The organism is Desulfobacteraceae bacterium (genome assembly GCA_022340425.1).
Lineage (GTDB): Bacteria > Desulfobacterota > Desulfobacteria > Desulfobacterales > JAABRJ01 > JAABRJ01.
This window is the reverse complement of record JAJDNY010000171.1, coordinates 1-26,351: the sequence shown is the minus strand read 5'-3', so window position 1 is coordinate 26,351 and position 26,351 is coordinate 1. Positions and strand designations below refer to the sequence as shown.

At 65.6% G+C, this 26,351-nt stretch carries 22 protein-coding genes; 14 read left to right on the top strand and 8 right to left on the bottom strand.

Going from position 1 to position 26,351, the window contains the following annotated elements; genetic code table 11:
• Positions 1–539 precede the first annotated feature (539 nt).
• The 8 genes from LJE63_15310 (at position 540) to LJE63_15275 (ending at position 13,498) form a co-directional block, all read left to right on the top strand.
• Positions 540–1,670 (top strand): glutamate synthase, encoded by a 1,131-nt coding sequence (locus LJE63_15310; protein ID MCG6907973.1) that lies wholly within the window; start codon positions 540–542, stop codon positions 1,668–1,670.
• On the top strand, positions 1,634–3,268 hold the full coding sequence (locus LJE63_15305) for a 4Fe-4S binding protein (GenBank protein MCG6907972.1): 1,635 nt from the start codon (positions 1,634–1,636) through the stop codon (positions 3,266–3,268). The genes LJE63_15310 and LJE63_15305 overlap by 37 nt, the downstream gene beginning before the upstream one ends.
• Positions 3,269–3,331: 63 nt before the next feature.
• Entirely contained in the window at positions 3,332–5,662 is a 2,331-nt protein-coding gene (locus tag LJE63_15300) for an FAD-dependent oxidoreductase (protein MCG6907971.1), read from the top strand.
• A 218-nt stretch (positions 5,663–5,880) separates the two neighbouring features.
• Positions 5,881–7,026, top strand: coding sequence for a glutamine-hydrolyzing carbamoyl-phosphate synthase small subunit (carA, locus tag LJE63_15295; protein MCG6907970.1), 1,146 nt, complete (start codon positions 5,881–5,883; stop codon positions 7,024–7,026).
• A 20-nt stretch (positions 7,027–7,046) separates the two neighbouring features.
• Positions 7,047–10,292 carry a carbamoyl-phosphate synthase large subunit gene (gene carB, locus LJE63_15290; protein ID MCG6907969.1) on the top strand — a complete coding sequence of 1,082 codons (3,246 nt, stop codon included), beginning with the start codon at positions 7,047–7,049 and terminating at the stop codon, positions 10,290–10,292.
• 149 nt (positions 10,293–10,441) lie between these two features.
• Positions 10,442–11,902, top strand: a complete 1,461-nt coding sequence (gene purF / locus LJE63_15285) for an amidophosphoribosyltransferase (protein MCG6907968.1) — start codon at positions 10,442–10,444, stop codon at positions 11,900–11,902.
• A gap of 45 nt (positions 11,903–11,947) precedes the next feature.
• Positions 11,948–12,451, top strand: coding sequence for a cyclic nucleotide-binding domain-containing protein (locus tag LJE63_15280; GenBank protein MCG6907967.1), 504 nt, complete (start codon positions 11,948–11,950; stop codon positions 12,449–12,451).
• A gap of 33 nt (positions 12,452–12,484) precedes the next feature.
• Complete coding sequence (locus LJE63_15275; GenBank protein MCG6907966.1) at positions 12,485–13,498, top strand: radical SAM protein; 1,014 nt, start codon at positions 12,485–12,487, stop codon at positions 13,496–13,498.
• A gap of 34 nt (positions 13,499–13,532) precedes the next feature.
• On the opposite strand, the gene LJE63_15270 is transcribed toward LJE63_15275, so the two are convergent.
• A complete protein-coding gene (locus tag LJE63_15270) occupies positions 13,533–14,570 on the bottom strand; it encodes a YchF family ATPase (protein MCG6907965.1) in 1,038 nt (345 codons plus the stop codon).
• Positions 14,571–14,857: 287 nt separating this feature from the next.
• Here LJE63_15270 and LJE63_15265 point away from each other — a divergent pair, with 287 nt between their 5' ends.
• From LJE63_15265 to LJE63_15255, 3 genes are all read left to right on the top strand, one after another.
• On the top strand, positions 14,858–15,319 hold the full coding sequence (locus tag LJE63_15265; GenBank protein ID MCG6907964.1) for a universal stress protein: 462 nt from the start codon (positions 14,858–14,860) through the stop codon (positions 15,317–15,319).
• Positions 15,320–15,412: 93 nt separating this feature from the next.
• Positions 15,413–15,895, top strand: a complete 483-nt coding sequence (mobB, locus tag LJE63_15260) for a molybdopterin-guanine dinucleotide biosynthesis protein B (protein MCG6907963.1) — start codon at positions 15,413–15,415, stop codon at positions 15,893–15,895.
• Positions 15,892–16,698 carry an HD domain-containing protein gene (locus LJE63_15255; protein ID MCG6907962.1) on the top strand — a complete coding sequence of 269 codons (807 nt, stop codon included), beginning with the start codon at positions 15,892–15,894 and terminating at the stop codon, positions 16,696–16,698. Before mobB ends, LJE63_15255 begins: the two co-directional genes overlap by 4 nt.
• 111 nt (positions 16,699–16,809) lie before the next feature.
• On the opposite strand, the gene LJE63_15250 is transcribed toward LJE63_15255, so the two are convergent.
• The 4 genes from LJE63_15250 to priA form a co-directional block, all read right to left on the bottom strand.
• Positions 16,810–17,463, bottom strand: a complete 654-nt coding sequence (locus tag LJE63_15250; protein MCG6907961.1) for an HAD family hydrolase — start codon at positions 17,461–17,463, stop codon at positions 16,810–16,812.
• Positions 17,435–17,872, bottom strand: a complete 438-nt coding sequence (locus LJE63_15245; GenBank protein ID MCG6907960.1) for a hypothetical protein — start codon at positions 17,870–17,872, stop codon at positions 17,435–17,437. Before LJE63_15245 ends, LJE63_15250 begins: the two co-directional genes overlap by 29 nt.
• A 66-nt stretch (positions 17,873–17,938) precedes the next feature.
• Complete coding sequence (locus LJE63_15240; GenBank protein MCG6907959.1) at positions 17,939–18,166, bottom strand: DUF1573 domain-containing protein; 228 nt, start codon at positions 18,164–18,166, stop codon at positions 17,939–17,941.
• 94 nt (positions 18,167–18,260) lie between these two features.
• A complete protein-coding gene (gene priA / locus LJE63_15235; GenBank protein ID MCG6907958.1) occupies positions 18,261–20,732 on the bottom strand; it encodes a primosomal protein N' in 2,472 nt (823 codons plus the stop codon).
• A 164-nt stretch (positions 20,733–20,896) separates the two neighbouring features.
• Between priA and LJE63_15230 the strand changes: the two genes are divergently transcribed.
• The 3 genes from LJE63_15230 (at position 20,897) to LJE63_15220 (ending at position 23,615) form a co-directional block, all read left to right on the top strand.
• Positions 20,897–21,241 carry a hypothetical protein gene (locus tag LJE63_15230; GenBank protein MCG6907957.1) on the top strand — a complete coding sequence of 115 codons (345 nt, stop codon included), beginning with the start codon at positions 20,897–20,899 and terminating at the stop codon, positions 21,239–21,241.
• A gap of 386 nt (positions 21,242–21,627) precedes the next feature.
• Positions 21,628–22,254, top strand: a complete 627-nt coding sequence (upp, locus tag LJE63_15225; protein MCG6907956.1) for a uracil phosphoribosyltransferase — start codon at positions 21,628–21,630, stop codon at positions 22,252–22,254.
• Between the two features lie 107 nt (positions 22,255–22,361).
• Complete coding sequence (locus tag LJE63_15220; protein MCG6907955.1) at positions 22,362–23,615, top strand: uracil-xanthine permease family protein; 1,254 nt, start codon at positions 22,362–22,364, stop codon at positions 23,613–23,615.
• Positions 23,616–23,818: 203 nt separating this feature from the next.
• Here the strand turns inward: LJE63_15220 and LJE63_15215 are convergent, their stop codons facing one another.
• The 3 genes from LJE63_15215 to LJE63_15205 form a co-directional block, all read right to left on the bottom strand.
• The gene (locus tag LJE63_15215) at positions 23,819–25,102 is read right to left on the bottom strand and encodes a citrate synthase (protein MCG6907954.1); all 1,284 of its coding nucleotides are present in this window, start codon (positions 25,100–25,102) and stop codon (positions 23,819–23,821) included.
• A 241-nt stretch (positions 25,103–25,343) separates the two neighbouring features.
• Entirely contained in the window at positions 25,344–26,084 is a 741-nt protein-coding gene (locus tag LJE63_15210; GenBank protein MCG6907953.1) for a hypothetical protein, read from the bottom strand.
• A 39-nt stretch (positions 26,085–26,123) separates the two neighbouring features.
• The coding region (locus LJE63_15205; protein ID MCG6907952.1) for an ASKHA domain-containing protein at positions 26,124–26,351 on the bottom strand (228 nt) is incomplete at its 5' end.

Sequence of the window (26,351 nt, the reverse complement as noted above, 5' to 3'; positions counted from 1 at the left end):
GCGTGCTCCGTTCAGGGCTGGCCGGCGGGGTCGGGGAATTGACCGCTGCGCAGCGACGGGACGCGGGGCGAAAACGGCGGGCGGCGCGACCCGGCGATCGTTGGTTGGCGCCAGGGTAGCACAAAGCGGGCAAAAGCAAAAGACAACCCCAGGCGACCGGGGGCGTCCAGGGGTCCTTTTTTCGGGTTGAAATGCACCGGGAAATCGACTATAGGAATCAGGCTGTTTTTTAAGGAGTTGGGGGATAAACGCTGCTGTCCTGTTCGATTTCGAAGGCTCGAAGCCGGGCGCCCGTCCGCAGGCGGTGAGACCACGCCCGCGGGCATCCGCGGCGACGGTCAACCACCCGATCATGCCCCGGCGCGCGCTGCCACCATTCCCGCCGCCTGCTGCCCACAGCAAACTTATCCAATTTACAGTTGGATACGGCATAAAAATTGCTGAAGCTGACCCTGGTGCTGGATTCAGGCTCCGGATTTACAGTTTTGTCGGTTTTCGCCCCAACTCCTTACATTTTTGTAAAAAAGGAGGGTTCACCCATGTGTCGTTTGTTTGCCATGACCAGTGACGAACCGCTGTCCCCCATGGCCGCTCTGGAGGCCCTGGACGTGATGCGCGAGGGGCACGACGGCTCCGGCGTGGGCATTTTCCTGCGGGACCTGGGGGGGCCCTTCGAGGAGATGAAGGACGCACCGATCCTCTCGGGGATTTTCAGCGAAAAGGGGCTCAAACGGCTGGACGCCTTCATGATGGATATCGGCTTCATGACCAAATACAAAATCTCCATCAAGGTCCCCAAGACCCCGCCGCCGGGGGTGCCCAAACGCGACGTCTACCTGATCCGCGCCTACGAATACCCCGAGGAGTGGGACGGCTACAGCCAGGAGCAGCTTGCCGACAAATTGCTGGACATCCGCCTGACCTTGCGCAGGATGGGGGAGGCGGAAAACGACATGATCGTCTTCTCCTTCTGGCCCGACGTGATCATGATCAAGGAGATCGGCGACCCGATCCAGGTGGGTGAACATCTGAAACTCGACCGCAAGGAACTCAAGGCCCGCGTCATCATGGCCCAGGGGCGGCAGAACACCAACTACGCCATCAACCTCTACGCCTGCCACCCGTTTTTCACCCAGGGCTACTCCACCATGACCAACGGCGAGAACACGGCCTTCATCCCCATCAAGGAGTACCTCAAGACCCGCGGCTTCCCCGGTTATTACGGCTTCCAATCCGACTCCGAGGTTTTCACCCATATCCTGCACTACACCTGCCGCAAGCTCGGGCTGGGGCTGGCGTGCTACAAGCACATCATCACACCGCTGCAGGACGAGGGCCTGCGCAAACACCCCAACGGGGCCTTCCTGACCCATCTCAAACACTCCTGTCGGCGCCTGATCATCGACGGGCCCAACTGCGTCATCGGGTGCCTGCCGGACCACTCGCTGTTCATGGTCCAGGACCGCAAGAAGCTGCGCCCCGGGGTGGTGGGCGGCCGTCCGGGGCTCTTCGCCTTTTCGTCTGAGATCTGCGGCCTGGATGCGGCCATCCCTGACCGCGACAAGAGCAAGGACTTTCAACCGATGCATTTGGACACCGCCATCGTCGGCCCGGACCGCCAGGAGGTCAAGATATGCTGCCAAACCGAAGCATTACCCCTTCCACACTGAGCACCAAGGACCTGCCCTGGCAGATTCTGTGGAGCAAGGACAAGTGCACCCTCTGCGGCCGCTGCACGGCGGTGTGCCCGGTGCAGGCCATCGAACTGGGGGTCTTCCGCCAGCGCCGGGTCCAGACCAGCCTGAATCTCAGCGAGACACCGGCCAGCGCCTTTACGATCTATCACGGCATCCGCCAGCGCACCGACCCGGCCTACAGCTGCATCGGCTGCGCCATGTGCAGCCTCGTCTGCCCCAACGACGCCATCCTCCCGGTCCGCAGCGACGAGGCCGACAAGCTGCGCTATCACACCAACCGCGGCGGGCAGCCGCGCCGCCGCGGCGGCCGGCGCAACGACCACGGCAGCCTGCTCGACCAGATCAAATTCATCCGGATTTCGATGCTCACCGACCCGGCCCTGGATGCCGGCCGCCATGAATTCGAGCTGCGCAGCCTGATCGGACGGGTCCTGCCGCCCGAAGAGAGCCTGAAATTCTTCACCGCCAACGGCTGGATGCCCCCGGTGCGCGAGGTCTACCCGCTGATGATCGGCGGCATGTCCTTCGGCGCCCTGAGCCCCAACATGTGGGAAGGGCTGCAGCTCGGCGTGGCCTACCTCAACGAGGAGCTCAACATGCCGGTGCGCATCTCCACCGGCGAGGGCGGGTGCCCGCCGCGCCTGCTGCGCAGCCGCTTTCTGAAATACACCATCCTGCAGATCGCCAGCGGCTATTTCGGCTGGGACGAGATCATCCACGCCCTGCCGGAAATGAAGGAGGACCCCTGCGCCATCGAGATCAAGTACGGCCAGGGCGCCAAGCCCGGCGACGGCGGCCTGCTGATGTGGTACAAGGTCAACAAGCTGATCGCGGCCATCCGCGGGGTTCCCGCGGGGGTCAGCCTACCCAGCCCGCCCACCCACCAGACCCAGTACTCCATCGAGGAATCGGTGGCCAAGATGATCCTTTCGATGTCCATGGCCTGGGGCTTCCGGGTGCCGGTCTACCCCAAGATCTCCGCCTCCTCCACCACGCTCGCAGTGCTCAACAACCTGGCGCGCAACCCCTACGCCTCGGGTCTGGCCATCGACGGCGAGGACGGGGGCACCGGCGCGGCCTACAACGTCTCCATGAACCACATGGGCCACCCCATCGCCAGCAACATCCGCGACGCCTACCTCAATCTGGTGACCATCGGCAAACAGAACGAGATCCCGCTGATCGCCGGCGGGGGGGCCGGCAAAAACGGCAACCTGGGGGCCAACGCCGCCGCCCTGATCATGCTGGGCGCAAGCTGCGTGCAGATCGGCAAGTACATCATGCAGGCCGCCGCCGGCTGCCTGGGCTCCGAATCGGACCGCTGCAACATCTGCAACATCGGCCGCTGCCCCAAGGGCATCACCTCCCAGGACCCGCGGCTCTACCGGCGGCTGGACGTGGACGAGGTCGCCCAAAGGGTGGTGGACGTTTTCCTGAGCTTCGACACCGAACTCAAGAAGATCATCGCCCCACTGGGACGCTCGACATCCCTGCCGATCGGGATGTCCGACGCTCTCGGCATCGGCGATGCCGATGCCGCCCAGCGACTCCAGATCAAATACGTCGTTTAGCCTGGGATTTGGCCGACCGATGCCCCATCGGCCCGGCGCACAGGAGATTTCGGAGAGAGAGAGATGAGCAAAACCAAATTTCACGTCATCGCGGGCAAGGAAAACGGCACGCGCCTGGCCTCGCGGATCCTGGAGGACCGCATCCAGGCCGCGGTTTCCCGCGGGCACCGCCAAATCGAGGTGCAGGCCCTGGGCCAGCACGGCATCGGCGGGCGGCTCTGGAAGGCCGGCGACGACCCGCTCTACATCCGGGTGACCGGCCAATCCGGCCAGCGCATGGGCTCGCTGGGCTTTGCCAACACCCGCATCGAAGCCATGGGCCCGGCCTCGGACGACGTCGGCTGGCTCAATGCAGGGGCCGAAATCGTGGTCCACGGCAACGCCGCCAACGGCATCGCCAACGGCATGTCCCAGGGCAAACTTTTCATCGCCGGCAATATCGGCGCCCGCGGCATGACCATGACCAAGCACAACCCGCGCTTCGCGCCGCCCGAGCTGTGGGTCCTGGGGTCGGTGGGCGATTATTTCGGCGAGTTCATGGCCGGCGGCATCGCCGTGATCTGCGGCGTGGAGGCCCAGGACCCCGCCAACGTGCTGGGCTACCGGCCCTTCGTGGGCATGGTCGGCGGCAAGGTCTTCTTCCGCGGCCCTCATCAGGGGTTCAGCCAGACGGACGCTCGGCTGATACCGATCTCCGACGAGGAGTGGGGCTGGTTGACGGAGAACCTGGAGGTCTTTGCGGGTGCCATCAAACGCCCCGAGCTGCTCAAGCCCGTCTCGGACCGGCGCCAGTGGCAGCTGCTGGTGGCCCGCACCCCCCAGGAGCGTCTGAGCCTCTCCAACCGCTCGATGGCCTCTTTCCGCCAGGAGGTCTGGGACCGCGAGCTCGGCCGCGGCGGCCTGGTGGGCGACTTGACCGACATCGACCGCAGCACCATCCCCGTGACCACCACCGGCGCTTTGCGCCGCTACCTTCCGATCTGGGAGAACCGCAAGTACAAGGCCCCCTGCGAGGCCACCTGCCCCACGGGGATTCCCGTCCAGCAGCGCTGGCAGCTGATCCGCGAGGGCCGCGTGGACGAGGCGGTTGACCTGGCGCTGGCCTACACCCCCTTTCCGGCCACGGTCTGCGGCTACCTCTGCCCCAACCTCTGCATGAGCGCCTGCACGCGCCAGTCGGCGGCCATGTTTCCGGTGGACATCCGCCATCTCGGCAAGGCCAGCATCGACGCCAAGCTGCCCCCCCTGCCGCCCCTTTCCGGCAAGCGCATCGCGGTGGTCGGCGGCGGTCCGGCGGGCCTGTCGGTGGCCTGGCAGCTGCGCCAGTATGGCCATGAGGCGGTGGTTTACGACCGCTCCGAGAAGCTCGGCGGCAAGATCGCCAACGTCATCCCGGAAAGCCGGATCCCCCAGGAGGTGGTGACCCGCGAACTGGGGCGCATCGGCGAGGTCATCCCCCACGTCCACCTTCAGCAGAACCTGACCCGCGAGGAAATCGACCGGCTGCGCGCGGATTTCGACTTCATGGTGATCGCCGCCGGGGCCCAGAAACCCCGTAGCCTGCCGATCCCGGGCAGCGAACGGCTGGTCACCGCCCTGGACTTTCTGCGCCAGACCAAGTCCGGCGGCTTCACGCCGGGCAAACGGGTGGTGGTCATCGGGGCCGGAAACGTCGGCTGCGATGCGGCCACCGAAGCCCACCGGCTGGGCGCGCGCGAGATCACCCTGCTGGACGTCCAGGAGCCGGCCTCTTTCGGCAAGGAGCGCGAGGCCGCCGAGGCCGCCGGCGCCCAGTTCCGCTGGCCGGTTTTCACCAAGGAGATAACCGCCAAGGGCGTCACGCTCAACACCGGCGAGGTCATCCCGGCCGACACGGTGATCATCTCGATCGGGGACGTTCCCGACCTGGATTTTCTGCCCCGCGACATCGTCACCGAGCGGGGCTTCGTGAAGGTCAACGACCACATGCAGACCTCGGACCCCAAGGTCTTCGCCATCGGCGATGCCGTAAAACCGGGGCTTTTAACCGATGCCATCGGCGCCGGCCGCAAGGCCGCGGCGGCCATCAACGACATTCTCAACGGCAAACGCCCGCTGGCCGATTCGCGCACGATGATCGACCGCCGGCGAGTCCACCTGGAGTACTTCGACCCCCGGGTGACCGCCTTTGAGGACATGGCCCATTGCGGCTCGCAGTGCTCTTCCTGCGGCGCCTGCAGGGACTGCGGCCTGTGCGTGGCGATCTGCCCCCAGGGCGCCATCAGCCGCCAGGATCTGGGCGCGCCGGAGTACGAGTACGTGGTGGACCCCGAGCTGTGCATCGGCTGCGGCTTCTGCGCCGGTGCTTGCCCCTGCGGCATCTGGGACCTGGTGGAAAACGACCCCCTGGCGTAGGCGCCCCGGCCCACCGGCCGGTTTGCAATTCAACCCTGCCGCCAAAGACGATGAAGCAGTAATAATTCAAAAACCAGACGGTTTCGAAAAAAGTTCAATTTACGGCGCGCAAATCTCAGCGGCGTGAGGAGTACTTATTTACGCCGCAGCGACTTCGAGATGCAGCGCAACGCAGAAATGGGACTTTTTGCGAAACCCTCAAAGACGATGAAACCCACATGGATGCACTCTTAGCCCTCGAAGACGGCCGCCATTTCACCTGCCGCGCGTTCACCGGCCCGGGCGAGGCCGGCGGCGAGATGGTCTTCAATACCAGCATGACCGGGTATCAGGAAATTCTGACGGACCCTTCCTACAAGGGGCAGATCGTCACCATGACCTACCCGCTGATCGGCAACTACGGGGTGAACTTGGAGGACGTGGAGTCCGAGCGGATCCAGGTGGCGGCCTTCGTGGTGCGCGAATACCAGCGCTTTCCCAGCAACTTCCGCGCCAGCGGGACCCTGGCCGACTACCTGCGGTCCGGGGAGGTCCTCGGCGTGGAAGCCCTCGACACCCGCGCCCTCACCCGCCACCTGCGCACCGCCGGCGCCATGCGGGGCTTTATCTCCACCCGGGACCTGGACCCGGCCAGCCTGTCGGCCCGCGCACGGGAGATCCCCAGCATGGTGGGGCGGGATTTGACCGGACTGGTGGCCACCACCCGGCCCTACCGCTGGCAAGACGGCGGACCCCAGCCGCTGGCGCCTGCGGACGCCCCGCTGGACAGCACCTTGTGGCAAAGCGCCGCGCCGACCCGGCGGGTGGTGGCGCTGGACTTTGGCATCAAATACAACATCCTGCGGCAACTGACGGCCGCCGGCTGCGAGGTCATCGTGGTTCCCGGCAACACCCCGGCCGCGGCCATCCGGCGCCTGGCACCCGACGGGATCTTCCTCTCCAACGGGCCCGGGGACCCCGAGCCGGTCGCCGGGGCCATCGCCACCATCCGCGAGCTGCTGGGCTACCGGCCCATCTTCGGCATTTGTCTGGGCTTCCAGCTTCTCTGCCTGGCCCTGGGCAGCCGGACCTTCAAACTCAAGTTCGGCCATCGCGGGGCCAACCAGCCGGTCAAGAACCTCGCCAACGGGCGGGTGGAAATCACCTCCCAGAACCACGGCTTCGGGGTCCGGCGCGAGGCCGTCGGCGACGACGCGATCACCATCACCCACGTCAATTTAAACGACAACACCGTGGAGGGCTTCCGGCACCGCCACTACCCGATTCTGGCGGTCCAGTACCACCCCGAAGCCTCCCCCGGCCCCCACGACGCCCACTACCTCTTCGACGAATTCGTTCGCATGATCCAAACCTTCAGGGGATAAGGGGCCACCGCGAAAGCACTATGCCAAGACGCACGGACATCCAGAAAATCCTGATCATCGGCGCCGGCCCCATCATCATCAGCCAGGCCTGCGAGTTCGACTACTCCGGCACCCAGGCCTGCAAGGCGCTGCGCGAGGAGGGCTACCAGGTCGTGCTGGTCAACAGCAACCCGGCCACCATCATGACCGACCCCGAAATGGCCGACCGCACCTACATCGAGCCGGTGACCCCCGAAACGGTGGCGAAAATCATCGCCCGCGAACGCCCGGATGCCCTGCTGCCCACCCTGGGCGGCCAGACCGGGCTGAACACCGCGGTGGCCGTGGCCCGCATGGGGGTTCTGGAAGAATACGGGGTGGAGCTGATTGGCGCCTCCATCGATGCCATCGAGAAAGCCGAGGACCGCGACCGCTTCCGCCAGGCCATGGCGAAGATCGGCCTGCGCATACCCCACAGCGCCATCGCCACCGACATGGACCAGGCGCGCGCGGCGGCCACCGAAATCGGCTTTCCGTTGATCGTCCGCCCCAGCTTCACCCTGGGGGGCACCGGCGGGGGGGTGGCTTACAACATCGAGGACCTCGAGAAGATGGCCAAGGCCGGTCTGGACGCCAGTCTGATCGGCCAGGTGATGCTGGAGGAATCGGTGCTGGGCTGGAAGGAGTTCGAGCTGGAAGTCATGCGCGACACCCACGACAACGTGGTGATCGTCTGCTCCATCGAAAACCTGGACCCCATGGGCGTCCACACCGGCGACAGCATCACCGTGGCGCCGGCCCAGACCTTGAGCGACCGCGAGTACCAGGTCATGCGCGACGCCTCGCTGGCGATCATGCGCGAAATCGGGGTGGACACGGGCGGCTCGAATGTCCAGTTCGCGGTCAACCCGCGCGACGGCGAGATGGTGGTGGTGGAAATGAACCCGCGGGTGTCGCGCAGCTCGGCCCTGGCCTCCAAGGCCACCGGGTTTCCCATCGCCAAGATCGCCGCCAAGCTGGCCGTGGGCTACACCTTGGATGAAATCCCCAACGATATCACCGGCGAGACCGTGGCCGCCTTCGAGCCCACCCTGGACTACGTGGTGGTCAAGATCCCGCGCTGGACCTTCGAGAAATTCCCCGAAACCGAGGATGTCCTCACCACCGCGATGAAATCGGTGGGCGAGACCATGGCCATCGGCCGGACATTCAAGGAGTCCCTCCAGAAGGGCCTGCGCTCGCTGGAAATCGGCCGCCACGGGTTCGGGGCCGACGGCCAGGATCCGGGCGAAGCGCCGGAGTGCGACGAAAAACCGCCGTCCGCCGCGCTCATCGAACAGAAGCTGGCGGTGCCCAACTCCCAGCGGATCTTCCACCTGCGCCACGCCCTGCGGGCCGGGTTTTCCATCCAGCGGATCCATGAACTCAGCGGCATCGACCCCTGGTTTCTCCATCAGCTGGAGGAGCTCACGGCCTTCGAGGGGAAACTGCGCGCGGCAGCCGGCGATCTGCCGACGCCCCTGCTGCGGCGGGCCAAGCGCCGGGGCTATTCCGATCGCCAGCTCGCGCACCTCGGCGGCCTCCCCGAAGCCGCGCTGCGGGCGCGCCGGCGTGCGGAGGGGATCCTGCCGGTCTACAAACTGGTGGACACCTGCGCCGCCGAATTCCGGGCCGCCACCCCCTACTACTACTCCAGCTACGAGCAGGAAAACGAGGCCCGCCTGTCCGGCGGCCGCAAGGTCATGATTCTGGGCGGGGGCCCCAACCGCATCGGCCAGGGGATCGAATTCGACTACTGCTGCGTCCACGCCTCCTTTGCGCTGCGCGAGGAAGGGGTGGAAAGCATCATGGTCAACAGTAACCCCGAGACGGTCTCCACCGACTACGACACCTCCGACAAGCTCTATTTCGAGCCGCTGACCCTGGAGGATGTCCTGCACATCGTGGAGACCGAGCAGCCTTTTGGGGTCATCGTCCAGTTCGGCGGGCAGACGCCCCTCAACCTGGCAGTCCCCCTGGCGCAGGCCGGCGTGCCGATCCTGGGCACCCACCCCGATGACATCAACCGCGCCGAGGACCGCGAAGAGTTCCAGTCGATGCTCAAAAAACTGGGGCTGCTGCAGCCGGCCAACGGCACGGCCCTGTCGGTGGCCGAGGCCGCAAAGGTCGCCGAGGCAATCGGCTACCCGGTGATCGTGCGCCCCTCCTACGTGCTGGGCGGCCGGGCGATGAAAATCGTCTACCACCGGGGGGACCTGGAAAATTTCACCCGCCTGGCCATCCAGGCCTCTCCGGGCCACCCGGTGCTGATCGACAAGTTCCTCGAAGACGCCATCGAGGTGGATGTGGATGCCATCTCCGACGGGCGCAGCACCTTGATCGGCGGCATCATGGAGCATATCGAGGAGGCCGGCATCCATTCCGGCGACTCGGCCTGCGTGCTCCCGCCCTACAGCCTTGCCGCGACGGTCTGCGACGAGATCGCCGCGGCCACCCGGGCCATGGCGGCCGAGCTGAAAGTGGTCGGCCTGATGAACGTGCAGTACGCCATCAAGGGCGGCCAGCTCTACGTGCTGGAGGTCAACCCGCGGGCCTCGCGGACGGTCCCGTTCGTCAGCAAGGCCACCGGCGTGCCCCTGGCCAAGCTGGCCACCAAGGTGATGCTGGGCCAGTCCCTGGCCGAGGCGGGCCTTGGCTCGGAGGTGGTCCCGCGGCATGTGGCGGTCAAGGAGGCGGTCCTGCCCTTCAACCGCTTCCCCAAGGTGGACACCCTGCTGGGGCCCGAGATGAAATCCACCGGGGAGGTGATGGGGATCGACGCCGAATTCGGGCCGGCCTATGCCAAGGCCCAGCTGGGGGCCGGGCAGAAGCTGCCCACGCGGGGCGGCATTTTCATCAGCGTCAACGACCGCCACAAACCCGCAGTGCTGCCTGTGGCGGCCCGCTTCCACGCCATGGGCTTCACGATCCTCTCCACCGCCGGCACCGGCGCGTTTCTCTCCGCCAACGGGATCCCCAGCCGCAATCTCGCCAAGGTTTCCACCGGCCGCCGCCCCCACGTCCTGGACGCCATCAAAAACGGCGAGATCCAGATGATCATCAACTCCGCCACCGGCGGCGAGACCCGCCGGGACGGCTTCATGATCCGGCGTGCGGCGATCAAGTTCGGCCTGCCCTACACCACCACGATTGCCGGCGCCATGGCCATCAGCCGCGGCATCCAGGCGCTGCGGGCGGCGGCCCTGGAGGTCAAGACCATCCAGGAGTACCACCGCAGCCCCGGCTAGCCCCGCCGGCCGCGGGCATTTACAAGGTGCTCATAATGTGTCAATTAAGAACCCGGCAGCCCCACATGGGGGGCCGCCCCGGACACGGGATCGCCGGCAGCCGCTGCATGACCCCACCCAGCGTGATCCCGCCAGCCAAAGGCTTTTTTATGAACTTCCAGACTGACGGGGATGCGCCCTGCGCCGCCGCCGTCCGACCCGATTTTGACGACAAGCCCCGCGAGGCCTGCGGCCTGTTCGGCATCCACGGCCACACCGATGCCGCCCGCCTGGCCTATTTCGGCCTCTACGCCGTGCAGCACCGCGGCCAGGAAAGCGCCGGGATCGCGGTCAGCCGCGAGAAAAGCATCGTGTCCCACAAGGGGATGGGCTTGGTGCCGGAGGTCTTCGACGACGAGCACCTGGATCAGCTGGGCGGCACCAGCGCCGTCGGCCACGTGCGCTACTCCACCACCGGCAGCTCGATCCTCAACAACGCCCAGCCGTTTGTCGTCCGCCACCGCCAGCGGTCCTACGCCGTGGGTCACAACGGCAACATCGTCAATGCCCAGGCGCTGAAAAACGAGCTGGAGGAATCCGGCTCCATTTTTCAGACCACCATGGACAGTGAGATCTTCCTGCATCTCTTCGTCAAGAGCCTGCGCTACGGCTTCCAGCAGGCCCTGGTGGAGGCCGCCACGCGCCTCAAAGGCGCCTTTTCGCTGGTCATGCTCACCAGCCGCGGCGAGGTCATCGGCATCCGCGACCCCCACGGCTTCCGCCCCCTGTGCCTGGGCAAACTCAACGGCAGCTACGTCCTGGCATCGGAAACCTGCGCCTTCGACCTGGTTCAGGCGGAGTTCATTCGGGAGCTGGACCCCGGCGAAATCATCATCATCAGCGACAGCGGCATCAAGTCGATCCACACCCGCCCGGCGGACCGGCAGGCCTTCTGCATTTTCGAGTTCATCTATTTCGCCCGGCCCGACAGCATCTTCGGCGGCCGCAACGTCTACCAGACGCGCAAGGCCCACGGCCGCCGGCTGGCCCAGGAGGCGCCGGTGGCGGCCGATCTGGTGATGCCCTTTCCGGATTCCGGGACCTACGCCGCATTGGGCTACTCCGAAGCCTCGGGAATTCCCTTCGAGCTGGGAATGATCCGCAACCACTACGTCGGGCGCACATTCATTCAGCCCACCCAGAGCATGCGGGACTTCGGGGTGCGAATCAAGCTCAACCCGGTCCGGGAGCTGCTGCGCGGCAAGGACATCATCATCATCGAAGACTCCATCATCCGCGGCACCACCGTCAAAACCCGCGTCAAAGCCCTTCGGGAAATCGGCGTCAAACGGATCCATCTGCGGGTCAGCGGCCCCCCCCACCGCTTTCCCTGCCACTACGGGATCGATTTTTCGTCCAAGGGCGAGCTGATCGCCGCCAGCAAATCGGTGGCGGAACTGACCGGCCTGCTGGGTCTGGATTCCCTCTACTACCTGAGCCTGGAGGGCCTGTTGACCTCCACCGGCGTCCCCAACCCCGAGCACACCTTCTGTAAGGCCTGCTTTGACGGAAAATACCCGGTTCACTTCGACGAGCACCTGAGCAAGGACTGCCTGGAATGTGTGGCGTGAACCGCCGCCCGGCACCCGCGCCAGAGGGATCCCAAGGAGCGCATCATGATCGAATCCAAGTTTCTGCAGGACAATGTCCAGAACATCCAGAAACTGATGACCCTCTCGCCGCTGAAGAATTTTGAAACCGGCAGCCTGAAGCAGCTCCTGCGGCTGAGCAAGATCCGCGAATACGGCGACGGGGAGTTGATCATCGAGGAGGGCGAGCGGGACCCCTGGATTTACTTTCTGCTGGCCGGCAGGGTCCGCGTGGAAAAAAACGGGGTGGCCATCCGGCACATCGACAAGGTCGGTGAAATTCTCGGCGAGATGCGGATTCTGGACGGTCTGTCGCGGTCGGCCTCGGTCTACGCCGAGGGCAAGACCATCAGCCTGGCGGTGGACACCTCGGCCACCGACCGCCTTGCCTCCGATGACGAGCGCGCCAACTTCCTGCTGCTGCTCTACCGGATCTTTTCGGAGTTCATTTCCCTCAGGCTGCGCCTGACCAACGAGGAGCTGGTCAAAACCAAAAAAGAGCTGGAAAATCTAAAGCAGCACCGGGGCTGAAGGGTCCCTGCAGCTGCCTGGTGCCCCCTGCCCATGAAACGGACCGTCGCGTTTTCCAAAAACGCCACCAATCTTTTTTTCCACATCCTGACCCGCTGCAACCTGCGCTGCCGCCACTGCTACATCAACCCCGCCCAGCACGGCCGTGAGAGCCTGCCCCTGGCCACCATCGAGCGCTGGCTGGCGCTGTTTGCCGACAAAAGCCCGACCGCCAACGTGATCTTCCTGGGCGGCGAGCCCACCCTGCACCCGGAGCTTGCCCAGGCGGTGCAAAGCGCCCGCCGCCTGGGCTATGCCTCGGTCACCATCGACACCAACGGCTACCTGTTTAACGACATCCTCGGGCGGGTCACCCCAGCGGAGGTGGACTATTTCAGCTTCAGCCTCGACGGCGCCAGCGCGCCGGTAAACGACCGCATCCGCGGCGCGGGCAGCTATGCGGCCTGCACCGCCGGCATCCGCAAGGCGGTCAAGGCCGGGTTTGGCGCCAGCCTGATCTTCACCGTCAGCCGCGACAACATCAATGAGCTGCCCCAGATGCCGCCCCTCTTGCAAGCCCTGGGGGTGGAGCGCTTTTTCATCCAGGTGATCGGCCTGCGGGGTCAGTCCGCCCGCGAGGCCGGCGGCGCCCGGGACCCCGGTGGGCCCCAGGTGTCGCGCCAGGAGTGGTGCGAGACCGTCCCGGCAGTGGCCGAGCGGGCGGCGGCCCGGGGCATCACCGTCACCTATCCGAAGGTCTTTCTGGACCCCGGCGAACCGTTTGCCTGCGCCGGGCGGGTGGCCTGCAACTACTTCGTTTTCCCCAACGGCCGGGTCTACCGCTGCCCCCTGTGCGAGGACTACCCGCTGCATAGCCTGACGATTGGCGACGACGGCCTGCGGGAAACCGGCGGCATCAACGAGGCGGCGCTCTTCCAGTTGGACATCCCTGAAGGCTGCGTGATGAACAAGCTGATCCAGCCGGGCAACCTGGCCTATGACGCCGCCGGCCGCCCGCGCTACCGGGTGGCCTGCTGCCTGCTCAAGGAGGAGCTGCGCGCCGACTGACCCGGCGCTGCGGGCGGCCGGTGGGTGAAAAGGGTCAGAGGTTGAAGCGGAAATTGACGATGTCGCCGTCCTGCATCGCGTAAGTTTTGCCCTCCAGGCGCACGGTGCCCTGTTTGCGAGCGGCGGCGTAACTGCCGGCCGCCATGAGGTCCCGGTAGGCCAGCACCTCGGCCCGGATAAAGCCTTTCTTGATGTCCGAGTGGATCACATCCGCGGCATCCAGGGCGGCGGTGCCGCGCCGCACGGTCCAGGCCCGAACCTCATCCTCGCCCACGGTGAAAAAGGAAATCAGCCCCAGCAGGTCGTATGACTTTTTGATCACCCGATCCATGGCCGACTCGGCGATGGCGAACTCCGCCAGAAACTCGGCGGCCTCTTCCGCCGACATCTGGACCAACTCGTGCTCCAGCTTGGCGCGCATCACCATGCCGTTTTCCCGCTGCACCGGCCCCACCGCGGCCGGAAAGGTGTCGTCGTCGTCCTCGTTGTTGAACAGCACCAGCATCGGCTTGGCCGACAGGAAGGCGAAGCCCCGCAGCTGGGGGGCCGCGGCCAGGGCCGGCGCGGCCCGCAGCGGCAGCTCTTTTTCCAGCCCATCGCGGCAGGCGGTGAGCAGCGATAGCTCCTCGAGATCGGGCTTCTTGCCGCGCTTCTGGTCGAGTTCCAGCCGCTCCAGGCGCTTTTCCACCACCACCAGATCGGCCAGGATCAGCTCCTGGTCCAGGGCCGCAAGGTCCGCCGCCGGCCGGGGGACCTCGAAACCGTAGCCGCTGAAATTGCGCACGACGTGGATCAGGGCGTCGCAGTCGCGGGTCTGCTGCCAGGGCTGCTGCTCCCTGGCGCCGCCCTCGCGGGTGCCCCCCTGGAAACCCGGCAGGAAATAGGCCACCGTGGCATAAATGGTCTTGCGCGGGGTGTAGAGCCGACTGAGAATGTCGATCCGTTCATCGGGCACCCGGATGGTTCCGATGCGGCTCTCCCCCTTGTGGGCGCCTTCGGCTAGATTGCCGGTCAGGGCCTCGAAAACGGTCGTCTTGCCCGCCCGGGCGAGACCGATGATGCCGAGTTTCATGGCTTGGGTCCTCCTTCCGAATGCCGTGGCGGCGCTGGGGCTTTGGCAGCGCCGCCCAAAATTGAGAGCCACGCCAAAAACCAGTGCCGCACTTTGTGGCGCCGGTGATTGCTGCGACTGCGATCGCTTGTATACCACAGGCCGCCCCAGGATCAAAAGCGGATCCCAAAGCCGCCGGCCAGCCAGGCTGCGGGGGTGCTTGAAGCGCCGCCGGAGTTCCTGTATAGTCCGGGATCATCCGGATTTCGGGGGCCCCCACGCCCCTCACCATGGAAAGGAGACGGAGCATGGCAGATTTTAAAAAGATACTCTTCCCGGTGGATCTTTCGGAGACATCGCCGCAGCTGGTTTCCTGCGTGACCATGATGGCCGAGAAGTTCGGCGCCCAGATCCACCTGCTCTTCGTGGCACGCGTGTTTGAATATTTCACCAGCATTTACGTGCCCCACCCCACGGTGGACCGCTTCGAACGGGACGTGGTCGAGGGCGCCACCCAACGGCTGGAGGAGTTCCGCCAGGAGTTTTTCAAGGACTACCCCGACACGCGCGCCCAGGTGGTCTCCGGCGACATCTGCGATCAGATCCTGAACTACGCCCAGGCTGAAAACATCGACCTGATCATCATGGGAACCCACGGCCGCAAGGGCATCGACAAAATCGTCTTCGGATCGGTGGCCGAGCGCATCAGCAAAAGCGCGACCATCCCGGTCCTGCTGGTCAAGCCGTATAAAACCGCCCAAGGGGAATAACCGCCGGGGCGCAGCGGCCCGCCGCGGCTTGACAAGGGCGGTGGTGGAGCTTAGTTTTACGCGCACTTATTCCGGTGCCATAGGTGAAGTTCAATGCCCCCGATCATTTCCATTGTCGGCAAATCCGACTGCGGCAAGACCACCCTGATTGAACGCCTGATTCCCGAGCTCAAGCGCCGCGGCTACAGGATCGGTACCATCAAACACACCTCCCGCGGATTCGACATCGACCGTCAGGGCAAGGACAGCTGGCGCCACCGGCAGGCCGGCGCCGACGCCGTGATGGTCACCTCAGGGGAAAGCCTTTCGCTGGTCAAGCGCCTGCAGTCCCAGGAGATAGACGATCTCCTGCCCTACTTCGCAGACATGGATCTGATCATCACCGAAGGCTACAAACACGCGGACAAACCCAAAATCGAAGTTTACCGCGCCGAATGCAACCACAGCCCCCTTGACCTGCCCGACGGCAGCCGCATCGCCATGGTGACCGACGCCCCCGTGACGGTGGCGGCACCCGTTTACGGCTTCGATCAGGTCACGGCGCTGGCCGATCTGATCGAGTCGCGCTTCCTGTGACCCCCGCCGACCTCACCCGCCTGGAGACCTGGCTCGACGCCTTCGTTCAGGGGTTCTACCGTCGGGATCCGGTCTACGACCGCCCGGTGCGCTTGAAATACGACCACAGCCTGCGGGTTCGCGACGATATCCGCATGCTGGGCGGGCGACTGGGCCTGCCGGAGCCCCAACTGCGCCTGGCCCAGGCCGCGGCCCTGATGCACGACGTCGGCCGCTTCCCCCAATATGCCCGCTACGGCACGTTTCTGGACCGGGCTTCGGCCAATCACGCCCACCTGAGCCTGCGCACGATGGCGGCCCAGCGCGTCTTGCACGCCCTGCCGCGGGCCGAAAGGCGGCTGATCGTCCGGGCCGTGGCCTTCCACAACGCCGCCCGCCTGCCGGGCGGCCCGCCGGGCTTCGGGCGGCTGCTGATGCGCCTGCTGCGCGACGCCGACAAGCTGGACATCTGGAAAGTGGTCACCGACTATTACGACCGCCGCCGGGAGGCGCCCGACCCGGTGATCGAACTGGGGCTGCCGGATTTGCCCACCTGCTCGCCGGCGGCGATCGCCAGCCTGGCGGCCGGCCGGATGGTGGACCTGGCAACCCTCCGCAGTTTCAACGACTTCAAGCTGCTTCAGCTCGGCTGGGTGTTCGACCTGAACTTCCAGCCCTCCTTCCAGGCCCTGCAAACGCGCGGCTACATCAAAAAAATCAGCGTTCGCCTGCCGCCGGCCGACGGGCTTGAGGCCGCCCTGGAACGGGTCCGGCGCCACGTTGCGGCAGGCTGCGCGGTTCCCCCCACCACCCCCACGGCATGAAGCGCCCTTGCCGGGAACCCCGGGCGCGCAAGCCGTTTTGCAACATACATGGGCGGATCGTGGGGGCGCCTGGGAAAAATGGTGCGGGGTGCGGGAAGAATCCGGGCGGGTTCAGAGGGTAGGGTTGCGCTCCAGCAGCAGCGTTTCCAGGGCTTGCATGTCGTCCACATGAAAATCGGCGGCCAGCTCGCGGTTTCTGTAGGCCACCAGCGGAATGCCGGCCGCGGCGGCCGCCAGCCGGTCGACTTCCGAATCCCCCACGTAAATCATCTCCCGCGGTGACACTTCGAAGAAGTCGAGAATTTTCAGCAGCGGCTCGGGGTGCGGCTTGGGGCGGCGCACATCGGCGGCGCTGATCACCAGGTCGAAGTAACCTTCGAGACCGTGATCCGACATCACGCGCGGCATGGTGTCGGTGCGGTTGGTGGCGACGGCGGTCTTGTAGCGCCGCCTGAGGTTTTGCAGCAGCGGCTTGAGATAGGGGGCCATCCGCATGATGGGGATGAACTGCTCGTAATTTATTCCCATCCGGCACGCGTGGGCCTGGTCCCGCTCGGCCGGGTTGGGAAACAGGTGGGCGATGGAATCCTGAACCGCGTGCATGTGGGTGTAGGCGAACTGGGCCGGGGTCATCTCGGCCCTGCCCATGCGCCGCAGGATGTCGTTGTAGAAGGCCCGGTTGGCGTCGGCGGAGTCGAACATCACCCCGTCGCAGTCGAAGGCGACCACCCGGATCTCAGGATTGGCTTTTAGGCGGCCGTTCATAAAGGTTCCCAAAAACGCTGATTTTGATCTCGGGCCGGATCCCGCTGTCGGTTTTGACCAGCACGACATCGTGGTAACGGCCCTTGTCGACCTTGAGATTCTCCACAGTCACCAGGTAGACCGGTCGCCCGGACTCGGTGACTTGCTGGAGGTCGCAGCGGATGTGATCCCCCGTTTTGGGGCTGATGGAGAGCACCCTGAAGGGGAACTGCGGCTCGGGGAGGATCCGCACCACGGCCGACATCGGGGTGCCCACCGGCCCCGAGAATTGGACCGAATGGGGGATGATCGTCACGAAGCGCGCCACTTTGCCTGAAATCTGCAGGGTGATGGCGGGGTTCCGCGGGTCATCGGTATCGACAACGGCGCTTTTGCGCAATTCGCGACCGCCGTAGCCGGTGGTATCCACCTGAATCTTGATCTTGCCCTCGCCGCCGGGAGGGATCTGTCTCGGATACGAGACCGCTGCACACCCTCAGCCGGTGCGGACTTTCAGGAGGCGTAAAGGAGCGTCGCCGCGGTTGGCGATGGTAAACTCGTGGCGCACGGCCGCGCCGTCGACCACCGGTTCGAATTCAAATGCGGTCGTCTCAACGACCGCCGCGGGTGCGGGCTGGGCGCCGGCGCGAGCGGCTGGCGCCGTCGCGGCCGAGAGCACCAGAAGCCCCAGCACAAGCCTTGGCAACAGGCGGTATAATGTCATTTTTCACCTCGAATGGAAGATTTAGGGAAGGGTAATGTCCCGGCCAGCCGAAGTCAAGCGCCCGCTCCCGGCACGGCCTCCGGCGGCGCGCTGCCTATAGCATGAAAACGGGGTCGACGTCCACGGCCACCCGCACCTGTGGGGGGCTCAGGACGCGCCCGGGCTCCGTGGTCAACAGCCACAGAAAGCGTCTCAGGGGCCCGGCCCCCAGACCCTTGACCAGAATCTGCCAGCGGTACTGGCCAGCGATCCGGGCCAGCGGCGCCTCGATCGGGCCCAGCACCTCGATGGCCCGCGCCAGCACCTCGTCGCGGCGGCTCAGCCGCCGGCAGATCTCCCCCAGCGCCGCGGCACTCTCCGCCGTGCGCTCCTTGTGGCGGCCGGAAATTTTCAACTGCGCCAGCCGCGCAAAGGGCGGGTAGTTCAGGGAACGACGGTAGCCGATCTCCCGTCGGTAGAAAAGGTCAAAGTCCTGTTGGCGGGCCGCGACGATGCTGAAATGTTCGGGGGTGTATGTCTGCAGAATGACCCGACCGGCCGCACCGCCGCGACCGGCGCGGCCGGCCACCTGGGCCAGGATCTGAAAGGTCTGTTCGCCGGCGCGAAAATCCGGAAAACTCAGCGACAGGTCCGCGCAGATGATCCCCACCAGGGTGATGTTGGGGAAGTCATGGCCCTTGGCCACCATCTGGGTTCCCACCAGAACGTCGATGGTGCCGTCCCGCAGCCCCTTGAGCAATTTGAGCGTCTCCCCCTTGCGGCCGGTGGTGTCGCGATCCATGCGGGCCACCCGGGCCTCCGGAAAGAGCGCGGCCACCCCTTCGGCAACCTTTTCGGTCCCCAGCCCCAGCAGCTTGATCCGCGAAGAGCCGCAAGTCGTGCAGCAGGCGGCCGCCGACCGCGAATAGCCGCAGTAGTGGCAGCGGTAGGCGTTGGCATGGCGGTGGTAGGTCAGGGTGATATCGCAGTTGGCGCACCTGAGCGCTTCGCCGCAGGCGGCGCAGATGGGCAGGCTGGCAAAGCCGCGGCGATTGAGAAACAGCAGCACCTGCTGGTTGCGGACCAGGGTCTCGGTGATGGCCGTCTCCAGGGTGGGGCTGATGAAGCGCCGGATCCCGCGCACATCGCGGGTCTCGGTCAGATCGACGACCGTGATCTCCGGCAGGCTCCGGTTTTCCACGCGCCGGCTCAGCCGCAGGGCCTCGAACTTGCCGCTTTGGGCGTTGTGCCAGGACTGCACCGAGGGGGTCGCCGAGCCCAGGAGGGCCACGCAACCGGCCTGCTTGGCGCGCACCAGGGCCAGATCCCGCGCATGGTAGCGCAATCCGTGGTCCTGTTTGTAGGAATTGTCGTGCTCCTCGTCGACCACGATCAACCCGAGATCCTCCAGAGGGGCGAAAATAGCCGAGCGCGCACCGATCACGATGGGGGTCTCGTGCTGGACGATCCGCAGCCACTGGTCAAAGCGCTCACCGGCGGAAAGCCCGCTGTGCAAAACAGCCACGCGCTCGCCGAAGCGCGCCCGGAAACGCCGCTCGGTCTGGGAGATCAGGGCGATCTCGGGCACCAGGATCAGGGCGGTCCGCCCCCGGCTGACGGCCTGGGCCACCAGCTGCAGGTAGACCTCGGTCTTGCCGCTGCCCGTCACCCCCGCCAGCAGAAAGGCTGCGAAGCCTTCCGACGAGGCCGTTTCCACCCGGGCGACTGCCGCCGCCTGCTCATCGGTCAGCTGGGGGGCGCGGTCGGGGGCGATGGCCTCCCCGAACGGGTCGCGGTAGACGGCTTTTTCCACCACCCGCAACAGGCCGCAGCGCACCAGGGGCGCGAGCAGCCGGGCGGCGCCGGGCATGATTTCCCCCAGGCGCACCGAGGAAATTTCACCGGCGGCGGCCACCGCCTCGAAAAGCTGACGCCGCTTGGGGGTCAGCCCGGTCAGGTCCGCTCGGCGGACGGCCGGGGCGATGGTGACGAAGCGCTCGGTCCGGCCGCCGATGGCGGGCCGCTTGAGGACCCGCGCGCGCGCCACCCAGCCGGCGTCACTCAGGGAGTGCAGCAGCGCCGCGGGAACCGCGGCCCCCAGGCTGCGTCCCAGGTCCTTGGGCTGGCAGGCTTTTTGGGCGATCCTTTCCAGCACCTGCCGGGTGAGGGGGGGCAGCGAGTTCTGCACGAGGGCCGCCTGTCCCTCGGGGGTCAGGCTCAGCACCGCCCGGTCGCAAAGATTGATGCCCTGGGGCAGAGCGGCCTTGATCACCTCCCCCAGCGGGTGTAGATAGTAGTCGGCGACCCATTTGAAAAACGGGATCATGGCGGCCGGGAAAAGCGGTTGCGCATCCAGGATATCCAGCACCGCCTTGATCTCCAGGCCATCCTCGGGTGGCGCGAGCGCCCCGAGGACATAGCCGGTCACCCGGCGCCTGCCGAAGGGCACCAAGGTGCGTTTTCCGGGCTGAAGCTGGGCCTGATAGAGGGCCGGCACGCTGTAGGTGTAGGTGCGCTGCACCGGCAGGGCCACGGCCACCTCTATGAACACCGGAGACGGGGGTTGCGGTTGCGGCTGGCTTGACATGCGCACCCATTCTGGTTCGGGTCGGGGGAGAGCCTTGGGTATCCCCTGTTAAAGCTCGGAAAGATGCCGGCCGATATATAGCCCTATCGTATGGGGTGTTCAACCCCGACCAGCCCGGTTGCCGACGGACAGACCGTTATTGGATTTTAAAACAGGAGGTACGGATGCAACGCTTTCTTAGAACGGTTACCATTCTGGCAGTGGTCGCCAGCCTGCTGGCGGTCCCCCTCGGAGGCGCAGCCCTGGCCGAGAGCAATTACCAAAAGGAGATCACCGCCTCAGCCATGTGGGCCGATGCCCTGATCGTCAGACCGCTGGGGCTTGTCTCGATCGTTGCCGGCTCCGCCTTGTTCGTCGTCTCGCTGCCCTTTTCGCTCACCGGCGGCAACGTCAGCGAGTGCGCCCACAGCATGGTGGTGGTGCCGTCCAAGTTCACCTTCGACCGCCCCCTGGGGGATTTGAGCCAGCTGGAACCGCAGCACGACAGCGCGTTCATCTACGAGCGCTAGCCCGCCCCGCCCTTGCTCCGAAGCCTGCGGACCACCGCTTTCAGAAGAGCCGGCCGCCCGAAAGGTGTTTATCTGTGGCCTTGACATGCCAAGCGAATTTGCTTACAAGCATCCCCACCGATAAACACCTTTTTGGTTGCCAACCCGAAGGCGGAGCGTTTTGGAGATACAGCCAGCCCACAGCCACCTGAGCTGCCGCAGTCGTTTCGTTTTTGCCTCTCGCCCGCTGAATTCAAATCCCGGCCTTCCCGTTCCCGGCAATTTTGCTTCGTCCCGCAAACACTCCCGCCCGCCCCAAGGCGCCCCTGGTCCGCAGCAGCCCCCCGCGCCGGTGCGTGCCACGAATGCCTGTGGGCAACTGCAGGCGCCACCGGAAGGAGGCCGCTGTGCCCGTTACCGTCGTCAACCATCCGCTGATCAAGCACAAGCTTGGCCTGATGCGCGAAAAAGACCTGTCCACCAAGGATTTTCGTGACCTGGCCCAGGAGCTTGCGCGCCTGCTGACCTATGAGGCCACCAAGGATCTCAAAACCATCAACCGCACCATCCGCGGTTGGGCGGGTCCGGTGCGGGTGCAGCGCATCAAGGGTAAAAAGATTACGGTCGTCCCGATTCTGCGCGCCGGGTTGGGAATGATGGATGCGGTCCTGGACCTGATCCCTTCCGCCAAGGTCAGTGTGGTGGGATTTTACCGCAACGAAGAGACCCTGGAGCCGGTCAACTACTATGTTAAGCTGGCCAGCAACATGCAGGAGCGCATCGCGCTGATTCTCGACCCCATGCTGGCCACCGGCGGCACCCTGATCGCGACCGTGGACCTGCTGAAAGCCGCCGGCTGCCGCAGGATCAAGGGCCTTTTCGTGGTGGCGGCCCCCGAGGGCATTCGGCGGCTGGAGGAAAAACACCCCGACGTTGAGATCTTCACAGCCGCCATCGATGACAATCTGAACGATATCGGATATATCCTGCCGGGTCTGGGGGATGCCGGAGACAAGATTTTCGGCACCAAATAGCGCCTCTGGGCAACCCTGCCCGCGATGGCAGCCGGCCGCGCAGGGGCAGCGCGGTCCGGGCTTACTGGGCCGTCGTCATTTTTCCTGATTTTCAAGGAGGCTCGTTCATGGCCGAAAAAAGCGCTGTGGCGGTTTACCGATTCCGATTGCGGGACGGCCTGGTGGGGGCCCAAATGCTGTTTGTGGCTTTCGGGGCCCTGGTCCTGGTACCGCTTTTGACGGGCCTCAACCCCAACGTCGCGCTTTTCACCGCCGGGCTCGGCACCCTGATCTTCCAGTTCATCACCAAGGGGATGGTGCCGATCTTCCTGGCGTCGTCCTTCGCCTTCATCGCCCCGATCATCTACGGCGTCCAGACATGGGGAATCCCGGCGACCCTCTGCGGCCTGGCCGCCGCCGGGGGTGCCTATGTCATTCTGAGCGTGCTGGTCCGCTGGCAGGGCAGCGAGATGCTGCAGCGGCTCCTGCCGCCGACGGTCACCGGCCCGGTGATCATGGTCATTGGCCTGATTCTGGCACCGGTGGCGGTGCACATGGCGCTGGGCAGAAGCGGCGACGGGTCGCTCGTGCTGGTGCCCCAGAAAACCGCCCTGATCGTCTCCATGCTCTCCCTGGGCACCACCGTGGCGGTGTCGCTCCTGGGCCGGGGGATGCTGCGGCTGATCCCCATCCTCTGCGGCATCATGGTCGGCTATGGGGTATCGTTGACGCTCGGGCTGGTGGACTTCACGCCGGTGGGCCAAGCCCCCTGGCTGGCGATGCCGGCCTTTGTCTTTCCCCAGTGGAGCTGGCAGGCCATTTTTTACATCGTGCCGGTGGCCATCGCACCGGCCATCGAGCATTTCGGCGACATCCTGGCCATCGGTTCGATCACCGGTGAAAATTACCTCCGCAAACCGGGCATCCACCGCACCTTGATGGGCGATGGGATCGCCACGGCGGCGGCCTCGCTGCTGGGGGGCCCGCCCAACACCACCTATTCGGAGGTCACCGGCGCCGTCGCCCTGATCAAGATCTACAACCCGGCCGTGATGACCTGGGCGGCCATTTTTGCGGTGGCGCTGGCCTTCGTGGGCAAGGTCGGGGCCTTGCTTCAAACCATCCCCACCCCCGTGATGGGCGGCATCATGCTGCTGCTCTTCGGCGCCATCATGGTGGTCGGCCTGAACAGCCTGGTGCGCGCCGGCAAGGACCTGACCGAGGCCCGCAGCCTCACCATCGTGGCCCTCATCCTGGTCTTTGGCATCGGCGGCATGACCCTCTCCTTCGGTAAATTCTCCATCGGCGGCATCGGTCTGGCCGGCATCGTCGGGGTCCTGCTGAACCTGGTGCTGCCCAGGAGCCGGCCGGCCAGCGAGTAGGCGCGGGCGCCGACCCGCCGCCTTGCGCCAACGCGGCCGGGCAAACTTGATGAAGCGCTAAAAAGTAAAAAACCAGACATTTTCGCAAAAAAGCCAAGTTACGGCGCGCAAATCTCGAGGAGTGCGGCGTACTTATCTACGCCGCAGCAACTTGGAGATGCGGCGCAACGCGGAAATTGGGTTTTTAGCGGAACTGTCAAACTTCAGCCGCGCTCGTCGATGGGCACGTAGTGGGTCACCGTGGGGCCGACGTAAAGCTGGCGGGGCCGGCACAAGCGCCAGTCGGGGTCGTCCATGCTTTCCTTCCACTGGGCGATCCAGCCGGGCAGCCGCCCGATGGCGAACATCACGGTGAACATGTTGGTGGGAATCCCGATGGCCCGCAGCACGATCCCGCTGTAGAAGTCGACGTTGGGGTAGAGGTTGTGGTCGACGAAATAATCGTCCGCGAGGGCCGCGGCTTCCAGCTCCTGGGCGATGTCCAGCAGGGGATCGGTGGCGCTGAACTTTCTGAGCACCCGGTCGCACATCTTCTTCATGATCTTGGCGCGCGGGTCGTAGGTCCGATAGACCCGGTGGCCGAAGCCCATCAGCCGGAAGGCGTCATTGCGGTCCTTGGCCCGCTCCAGCACGCGCCGAATGCTGACCCCCTCATCCTTGATCATCGAGAGCATCTCGATCACGGCCTGGTTGGCGCCGCCGTGCAGCGGCCCCCAGAGGGCCGCGATCCCGGCCGAAATGGCCGCATAGAGGTTGACCCGGCCGCTGCCCACAACCCGGACCGCGGAGGTGGAGCAGTTCTGCTCATGATCGGCGTGCAGGATCCAGAAGACGCTCAGCGCCCGGACGACGTCCTCGTCGATGGCGTAGGGGTTTACCGGCGAGTCGAACATCATGTTGAGAAAATTGGCGCAGTAGGGCAGGTCCGGCCGCGGGTAGACCACCTTGTGGCCGCGGGATATCTTGTAGGACATGGCCGCCAGGGTTCTCACCTTGGACAGCAGGCGGGTCACCGTGATGTTGATTTCCTCCTCGATCGTGGACAACACCGGGTAGAAACTCCTCAGGGCGTTTACCATCGAGGAGAGAATCCCCATGGGGTGCGAGGCGCGCGGATAGTTCTGGTAGAAGATCTGCATGTCCTCGTGCACCAGCGAATGGTCGTTCAACAAGACCGAAAAGCGGTTGAGTTCCTGGCGCGTGGGCAGCACCCCGTGAACCAGGAGAAAGGCGGTCTCCTTGAAGCTGGAGCGCTCGGCAAGCTCCTCGATGGGAATGCCCCGATAGCGCAGAATTCCCCGCTCGCCGTCCATGAACGTGATGGCGCTGGAGCAGCTGCCGGTGTTGGCGAAGCCCGGATCCCAGGTGATCAGACCCGTCTCGGCCCGCAGCTTTGAAATATCGATGGCCCGCTCCCCCTCGGTTCCCACGAGCAGGGGCAGCTCGATGGTTTTTCCATCAAAGGTGATTTTCACGGTTTCAGCCATTTTTCACTCCTGCCGTTGATCTCTTTTCAGGGGCCCTTTACTGCTGCAAAAAACGCAAGGCGCCCGCCGCCGGCCCATCGGCGGTCGCCGCCCTGAGCGCTGCCGGCCGGCGCCCTGGCGCCGGCCGGCAGCAATGGGATGTGCCCATCAAAAAACTTCCGAAGGGAAATATCGACGGATACGACCAAGAAAGAATCAGGTCAGCAAAACGAGGAAACTATACCCCATGCCGTGGGGCGGGTCAAGCATCCGGCGCGGGTCCCACGAGGGGGGGCTCCCTTCGGGCGGCGGGGTCGTCCCGCCGGCGCCAGCAGGCCGCAGCGCGGCTGCACAGGTGGCAGACCGAGCCCACCCGCCGGCCGGTGTAGCCCGGGCCGATCCCGATGACGCTGGTCACGGATTTGAAAGGAACGAGGATACCCGCCGCGTTGAGGCGCACCCCGATGCGCTCCAGGGGCAGCAGGGCGCAGAGATCGCGCTGGCCGGTGAGCGGCCAGCCCGCCAGGGAGCCGGGGCTGAGGGACGCCCCCACACCCCAGCCGCATTCCGCCGCCGCCCTCTCGGCCAGTTCCCGCAGCCGGTCGCCCACCCGGCCCAAGCCGACCACCCCGGCGCTGTCCAGCAAGTAGGCCCCCAAAGGCTCACCGGCCCGCTGCAGCCGCCGGGCCTCCGCGTCCAGGCGCCCGCCGATGGTCAGCACGCCGATCAGCACGCGGCGCGCGGCGGCCAGCAGATCCGCGTTCGGGCCGATTTCCAGGCGCACCGGATCTGAAACCGGGTCGCGGGCCACGAAGACCGTGGGAGACGCCACGGCGCGCAACGTGAACCATTCCCAGAGCGCCGCGGCTGTGATCAGGTTCTCCGCCCGCGCCGCGGCCTGTTCGGCCGCCGCCCGCAGCGGGGCCGGCACCCGGCCGCGGTTGAGGGCGCGCAGCAGAGCGACGGGGTCGATCTGGACGGGCATCTGATCCAATACCGGCATGCGGCGGTCTCCCGTCAGCCGCCTGGTGGCGGCGCCGTGTCACGGGGTTGCGGTCACCGGCCACCCGCTGGCATCCAGGGGCGGGAACTGGGTGGCTCGCACGAAACGGGCCTGGAAATCCGGCTCGTGCGCCAGTTCGACGACCGTGATGCTCCGGGCCAGGGCCCGCACCCTGGCTCGCGCCCGGCGGTCCATGAGCGCCATGACGGCCCCCACCCCGGCCAGGTTCTCCCGCACCAGGACCTCGCCGGCCACCGCCACCGGGGG